Genomic DNA, 6810 nt, shown 5'->3' with positions numbered 1-6810 from the left:
ACACGCTGTTCGAACAGAAACAACAGTAACCCGTCGCCACAAACATGCAAATTTCAAACGCCACTTTCATGCAAAATCAAATCGGCATTGACATAAGATTGCTTATTGAAATTCTTTTACTCCTACTAACTGGGAAGGTCTATATTCGGTAATATCAAATAAGACTCGTATATCTTGGGGTAGCGGGTTAGGATTATATTCCCCATCAGTCAGCAGTAAGATTTTTTTAACGTCGGGGTACTTATCGCGTATTAGTTTAAAATATTCCCCCAGCATATCTACTCCCATATTAGGATATATATTTCTAACAAACTCCTCTGGTTCCATACTACTAGCGTCAATAAATTCGGAACCAAAATAAAACTTGTTATCAATTCGGTACTTGCGAATAATTTTAAAAATAATCTCTTTAGTCTCTTCGTTGTATTCATTGTCACTCCCCATACTCAAAGAACGATCCACCAAAATCGCATCAAACTTGTTTGATGCAGGTAAAATGCCAGCGTGAGCCAATTCATTAAGTAATGCTTTTGTAAACTCTCCCGTCATAGAGGGTCGCACTTTAGAAAAAAACTCCGTTTTAGTCAATTTTGGTGACGCTATACTTGGAAAGCAATCGTAATTAACAAAAAAGTTCATTATACTATTTGGGGCCCCATATTCATAAAGGCAAGCGTTTTCTTCCAAATCTTTTGATCGCATAAACATTCTTTGCTTACATTCGATAATTATTTTAGTATGTTCAGCTTTTGTGCTAGAATTTTCTACAAATCGAATATCCGGTTCAATCCCTTTTCTTCCTGGATATCCTTTAATATCAGTTTTTAATTGAGCTAATATACTATATTTATCCCCTCTATCTACCTGAAAAGTTGCTACATTAGTAAAACTTCCAGTTTTTAAAGGGAGAACGCCACTTTTGTCATTCAGCTTAACCTTATATTTATTTAACGCTCTTAATGTGGTTAATGTTACCCAAATTTCATAAAGATACCACCTATTTTTCCAAAAAGGCAAATTTAAAATGTTGATAAACTCATCTATCAAATCTTCCTCTTCCATATGTACTATTGTTAAATTAGACAAAATATGGTCATGAAAAAAAGCTATGGCTCTTTCAATATTATTTAAATCGTCTTGTAGTAAATATGCCTTATATCGTGCCAGAATTATCGAAAAAGCACCGTGTATAAAGTTATCAGATAAGGGATTGTCGTCGATAATTTCAAAAGGATTAGTTCCACATCTCCCGTCATCTCCTGCGGAAATACGCTTTGCAATAGCGGTAAGTAAATAAAAGATATCTTGTATACACTTATCAAGTTCTAAATACCCTTTAGACTCAGGAGGAGGAATCTGAATAGGATAAAATAAATTTTCATCTCGCGAATCAACCCCTAGCATCCCAAAGAAATCCGTCAACTGCCAAACATCATATTCGGTCCAAAGTCTATGTCTTCTACTTCCCTTAATAGTTCTTTCAATTCTAACCCACTCCTGAAAATCAGCAAGATCTATTTTAAAACCTTTTGTTCCAAAGTCACATTCTATTTTCAGATCACTCTCTGATCCAGCTTTGGTGACTTGATGTTCCTTCATAATGCTAAATATTTCAAAATACATCAGAGAAAACGGTTCAGTTACCTCAAAAAATTCTTTAATAAAATCAGCAGCCGAGACTTTTTTATTTCTAAAATGTGTCTTTAGCCCTATATTTGGAGGACAATTGAATCGTTTCCTAAGCTGATTGTACCATTGGGTATCCCTCCCATCTTTTCTGATGTGTAGGCCTCGTTTTTCAATTTCGTTATAAAGATCAATAGCTAATCTGAACAACACGTAACACCTTCCTATAATCCTATACATCTCTTTCAAATGTCATTAATTCGCTGTTGCACCTGTCGCCGAATAAACCGATAACCGTCGTTATGCAACCGAAGGTTCGAATACCACCATCTGTCTGGAAAGTTCTACAAATTAAGATAATAACCTGCGAAGGAGGCAAACCAATCGGTCTGCCCCGATAATAAGTACCCATGCTGTCTATTAACAGCACTGGCACAATATATTTATGATTGCCTCTTCAGCCAGTATTGACGCGCTAGTGTCAATACTACCAGATATTCAAAAAAGAGTGCGGGAGGTTAACCTCCGTTCAAGCCCCACTCTATTTATTGATTTTAGGCAGCAGCGTTTTTCATTCTATTAAATCTTTTAGGTATTATCCGATCTCAATTGGGCAATCGTTACGCAAATCGTTACGCAAATGACCAGGGACAACAAAAAGGCTTCCGAGGTAAAAACCTCGGAAGCCTTGAATTTGTTGTGGCGGGAGCGTGTAGGAATCGAACCCACCCGGGACGGGTTAGCGCCCCGAAAACGGTTTTGAAGACCGCAGGAGCCACCAGGCCCCATCCGCCCCCACTGGCATTATCTGGCATTAGCGAACATTTACTCTGACATTACCTCTGACAGTTTGTCGTACATATTATTATACACTATTCTGGCATTTCGGCCAGGGGGATATTTTTTCCTGTTCTTTTAACATAATTATTCAAATGTAGAGTTCGGGGCGGCGTTCTAAGGCGTAGAAGCGGCGGCACATTCCCTGGGGGGTTGTGCGCACGTCGACGACCTTGTCGAGGTCGATTTCGCCGGTTATCATGGCGGATTGGCCGGAGAAGTCTTCGGCGAGCACTTTGCCGGCCGGACTGACGAGGATGGCGCCGCCGTGGTAGACGGTGCCCTGGCCGTTGTCGCCGACCTGGTTGGCGGCGAGGACGTAAACGCAGTTGTCGTAGGCGCGGGCGCGGAGGGAGATGTGCCAGCTTTCGCGGCGCTCATCCGGGCCGAGGCGCGGGGTGGCGTGGGGGCAAAGGATGAGCTGGGCGCCTTTGAGGACGAGGGTCTGGGTTATCTCGGGGTAGTGCTGCTCCAGGCAGAGCTGGACGCCGACGGCGACTTTGGGGAGGGGAAAAACGGACAGGTCGTCGCCGGCGGCGTATTCGCGGCGTTCGCGCTGGCCGAGGTGGGTTTTCTTATATATATGGAAGGCGCCGTCAGGCAGCCACAGGCCGTGGGCGAGGTATTTGGCGGCCCCTTCGCGCCAGGTGAGGCCGGCGGCGAGGACGACGCAGGAGGAGGCGGCCAGTTCGGCCATTTTGGCGAGGGCGGGGTGCCCGGCGGCAAGCGGGGCTGTTTCATCGCCGTTGGTGCGGTAGCCGGTGAGGCTTAGCTCGGGGAAAAGAAGCAGGTCGAGCTTTGCGGCGGCCGCTTTTTCGGCCCAGGCGGCGGCGGCGGCGAGGTTTTCTTCGAGGGCGTTGACTTTTGCGGGACAGGCGACGGCGCCCACCCTGAGGACAGCGGCCATGCGCGCCCCTCCTTTGTTTACGGTTCATAAATGAGTATGGCAGAGGCGGGAGGAAATGTCAAATATGACGGCGGCAAAGCTGGTAGACGGAGTTTATAAAGGAAATGCCGGCTATATGTTGAATAATGCCGAAGGAAATATTGATATGCCGCCCGCGAGTTCAGGCATAAGGATAGGAGCCAAATGCGCCTTTTCACAGCCGACGGCGGCGGATCGCCGCGCGATTTACTGATTTATCACCCGATAAACGATATATGGCTATATCTGCTGGCGGCGGCGGTGCTGCTGGCGCTGGGGGTGTACACCTGGCGGTACCGGAAGTCGCCGCCGGCCATGTGCCTCGCCCTCAGCACCGGCGCGCGTGTCGTCTGGCTGGTCGCCCTGGTCATGATCACCGTCAGCCCGGCCCCCGCCGACAAGTTCCTCTGGGCCGTCATCCACCAAATGGGCGCCATGGCCGTCATCCCGCTGGCCCTCATGACCGCCCTCTACCTCACCGGCCAGCGGCCGGCCGTCATCCGCGCCGCCAGCACACTACTCCTTGCCCTCACCGGCTTTTTCGGATTGGCGGTCCTCACCAGCGGCTGGCACGACTGGTATTGGCGCGCTTTCCCGTGGGGCGGCGCAACTTTCGGCTTTGTCCGCGGGCCGCTTTTCTGGGCGACCATGGCTATTGCTTATCTGTCGCTCGCGGCCAGCCTGGCGCTATACATCCACCGTGCTGCCAGCACCTCCGGCCTGCGGCGCTGGCAGGCGCTGGCCGTCCCGGCCGACACGGTGATATCGGCGGCCGGCCATATACTCTGGGTTACCGGCGCATCGACGAGCTTCGCGCTGCCGGTGGCCTTCATGCTGGGCGGCCTGGTATGGTTCGCGATATTTTTCGGGCTGCGGGTCTTCAACATGCAGGAGCTGGCCGAGGCTTCCGTCACGCGGGATATGAACGACTGCTTAATCGTCACCGACGCCCAGGACTACATCGTCGAGCTCAACCCGGCGGCCGAAACGCTGCTTGGCGAACGGGCGGCGATGGCAGGCGAACGGGCGACGGCGGCGTTCGCGCCCTGGCCGGCTTTGGCCGCGCTGGCGGAAAGCGGCGAGGCGCGGACGGGGGAGATTACGGTGGCCGGCGCCTACTACCTATTCCGGGTGTCGCTGTTGACCGGCTGGGGCGGCAGGAGCATCGGCAAGGCGATCGTCCTCCAGGATATCGGCGAGCTGAAGCGGGCCCAGAAGAGGATACTCGACCAGGAGAAAGCGCTGTCGATCATGACGGAACGGGACCGGCTGCGGCGGGAGCTGCACGACGGGCCGGGCCAGGTATGGGGTTATCTGAAACTCCAGTATCAGCAGGTGAGGGAGCTTGTGGCCGGGGAGCGCCTGGCCGAGGCCGACGCCAGGCTGGAGAAGCTGATCGGGCTTAGCGACGACTTCGACCGCGGCGTGCGCGAATCGCTCGCCGGACTGAAGGCGGCTTCCCGCAAAGGGTTTGCGGCGACACTGGGCGAGTTTATGCAGTGGTACGAGGACACGTACGGGATAGCCGCCCGCCTGACCGTCGACCCGGAAACGGCGGACCGGCTTTCGCCGGCCGCCGAGCTGCAGCTGCTGAGGATCATCCAGGAGGCTATGGCCAATACCCGCAAGCACGCCAGCGCCAGCCAGGTCAAGGTGTCGCTGCGGGCGGCCGGCGGCGAGGCGGCGGTGGTCATCGAGGACGACGGCTGCGGTTTTGCCGCGGAGGCAGCGCTGGCCGCGGGGGAAAATCGCCACGGCCTGGGCATTATGCGGGAGCGGGCCGGCGAGATCGGCGGCCGGCTGGAGATCGAGTCGGCGCCGGGCGCCGGCACGAGGGTGACGGTCTGGCTGCCGCCGGGTCAAGGGGGAGCGCAAGGATGAGGCTATTGCTGGTAGATGACAACCTCTTATATATCGAAGGTTTGAAGGGGTACCTGCAGGATAACGGCGTCGAGGTTGTCGGCACGGCCGGCGACGGCCTGGAGGCGTTGGCGAAGGTGGAGATGCTGCGGCCGGACATGATCGTTATGGATGTGCAGATGGACGGCTGCGACGGCATCGAAGCCACCAGGCTGATTAAACGCGATTTCCCGGAGATCGAGATCGTGATGCTGTCGGTTTCCGAGGAGGATGAGCATCTGTTCGCCGCCATCCGGGCGGGGGCGTCGGGATATCTGCTGAAGGGCATGGAGGCGCCGCTGTTCCTGGCCGAACTGCGGCGGCTGGCCGCCGGAGAAGCGCCGCTGGCCCCCGGAATGGCCAGGCGCATCCTGCGCGAGTTTGCCGGTCGCGAGCGGGAACCGGAGCCGGAGACGGCAGCTGAGCGGCCGGCGCTGAGCGCCCGTCAGGGCGAGGTGCTGAGAATGCTGGCCGAGGGTATGACTTACAAGGAAATCGGCGCCGCCCTGGGTATCAGGGAGATCACGGTCCGCTACCATGTGAACGAGATCCTCGGCAAGCTCCACCTGGCGAACCGGGCGCAGTTGCTGGCCCATGCGGCCCGATTGAACCTGTGATATTTTGGGGGCACTATCGGTTTTGATAGTATGGAGAATAGAATTATTTGTTAAAATGGGGCATATAATTATGCCCTGTTTTTTGTTTTTCCGACAAATATATGGTCGAGATAATTTTTCGCAAAGGCCGGTGGAGCACGTGACCAGACCGCGGGAAGTGGCAATAGTCGGCAAGTCCGCGCAGTTGACGGATCTGGCGGCCGTCCTGAAGGACAATGCCCAAATCCGGCTTACCAACCTGGAGCCGCCGATGGCGGCGGCCGCGGCGGAAATGAACCTCATTGCTCCCGATGTCATCATCTTCGACAGGGCGATGGTAGCGGCGAGGGACCTAGGCGCGCTGATCCTAAAATTCCCAGGCGTCAAGCTGATCGGGCTGGAGGAGGCGGCCTCGCTGGTGGTCGCGACCGGCGGCGAGCGGACGGTGCGGAGCTTTGAGGAGCTGGCGCGGGAAATCGCAGGATAAGGAAGGCTTTGCATGAAGTATGAATGCCTGAGAACGTTAATCGGCCTTTTTATCGCCGGGGCGCTGCTCGCCGGGTTGCCGGCCTACGCCGCGCCGCCCAACACGGGGGCGGTGCTCGAAGGCGCCAAACCGCCGGCCGCGGTCAAGCCGCCGGCCGAAAACAAGGAACCGGCCATCACGGTGGAGGGCCGGCAGCCGGCGGCCACCGGCACCGACCAGGCGAAGATAACGGTGCAGGGGTTCCGCATCGGCGGCGAACCGCCCCTGGCGGCGGACAAGCTTTTAAGCCTCGTCCGAGCCGAAGCCGGCAAGGAGCTGAGCCTCGGCGAACTTAACGCCCTGGCCGGCAGGCTGACCAAGCATATGCGCCAGCAAGGCTATCTGGTGGCCTTCGCCTATATCCCGGCCCAGGATATCAGGGACGGGATGGTGGAAATAGC

General features: G+C 54.4%; 7 protein-coding genes and 1 tRNA gene. 5 read left to right on the top strand and 3 right to left on the bottom strand.

What is annotated here, in order from left to right; genetic code table 11:
* Positions 1–102: 102 nt before the first annotated feature.
* The 3 genes from RIN56_20480 to RIN56_20470 form a co-directional block, all read right to left on the bottom strand.
* The gene (locus RIN56_20480; protein MDR7869171.1) at positions 103–1839 is read right to left on the bottom strand and encodes a VWA domain-containing protein; all 1737 of its coding nucleotides are present in this window, start codon (positions 1837–1839) and stop codon (positions 103–105) included.
* 487 nt (positions 1840–2326) lie between these two features.
* Positions 2327–2423 (bottom strand) — tRNA-Sec (locus RIN56_20475).
* A 131-nt stretch (positions 2424–2554) separates the two neighbouring features.
* Positions 2555–3370 carry a nitrilase-related carbon-nitrogen hydrolase gene (locus RIN56_20470; protein ID MDR7869170.1) on the bottom strand — a complete coding sequence of 272 codons (816 nt, stop codon included), beginning with the start codon at positions 3368–3370 and terminating at the stop codon, positions 2555–2557.
* A 64-nt stretch (positions 3371–3434) separates the two neighbouring features.
* On the opposite strand from RIN56_20470, the gene RIN56_20465 reads away from it, so the two are divergent.
* The 5 genes from RIN56_20465 to RIN56_20445 form a co-directional block, all read left to right on the top strand.
* Positions 3435–3602, top strand: a complete 168-nt coding sequence (locus RIN56_20465) for a hypothetical protein (protein MDR7869169.1) — start codon at positions 3435–3437, stop codon at positions 3600–3602.
* A complete protein-coding gene (locus RIN56_20460) occupies positions 3554–5269 on the top strand; it encodes a histidine kinase N-terminal 7TM domain-containing protein (GenBank protein ID MDR7869168.1) in 1716 nt (571 codons plus the stop codon). Before RIN56_20465 ends, RIN56_20460 begins: the two co-directional genes overlap by 49 nt.
* Positions 5266–5904: a response regulator transcription factor gene (locus RIN56_20455; protein MDR7869167.1), complete on the top strand. Its 639-nt coding sequence runs from the start codon at positions 5266–5268 to the stop codon at positions 5902–5904. Before RIN56_20460 ends, RIN56_20455 begins: the two co-directional genes overlap by 4 nt.
* A 139-nt stretch (positions 5905–6043) precedes the next feature.
* Entirely contained in the window at positions 6044–6370 is a 327-nt protein-coding gene (locus RIN56_20450; protein MDR7869166.1) for a hypothetical protein, read from the top strand.
* Between the two features lie 12 nt (positions 6371–6382).
* Positions 6383–6810: POTRA domain-containing protein (locus RIN56_20445; GenBank protein ID MDR7869165.1), on the top strand; the 428-nt coding region annotated here is incomplete at its 3' end.

It is taken from the genome of Sporomusaceae bacterium, assembly GCA_031460455.1.
Classification (GTDB): domain Bacteria; phylum Bacillota; class Negativicutes; order Sporomusales; family UBA7701; genus Anaeroselena.
This window is presented reverse-complemented; position numbering and strand designations above follow the sequence as displayed.

What these genes read in the sequence shown, in the direction of transcription:
- RIN56_20470 (MDR7869170.1), bottom strand. Translation starts at nt 3,370, where the DNA reads ATGGCCGCTGTCCTCAGGGTGGGCGCCGTCGCCTGTCCCGCAAAAGTC.
- RIN56_20465 (MDR7869169.1), top strand. Translation starts at nt 3,435, where the DNA reads ATGACGGCGGCAAAGCTGGTAGACGGAGTTTATAAAGGAAATGCCGGC.
- RIN56_20460 (MDR7869168.1), top strand. Translation starts at nt 3,554, where the DNA reads ATGCGCCTTTTCACAGCCGACGGCGGCGGATCGCCGCGCGATTTACTG.
- RIN56_20455 (MDR7869167.1), top strand. Translation starts at nt 5,266, where the DNA reads ATGAGGCTATTGCTGGTAGATGACAACCTCTTATATATCGAAGGTTTG.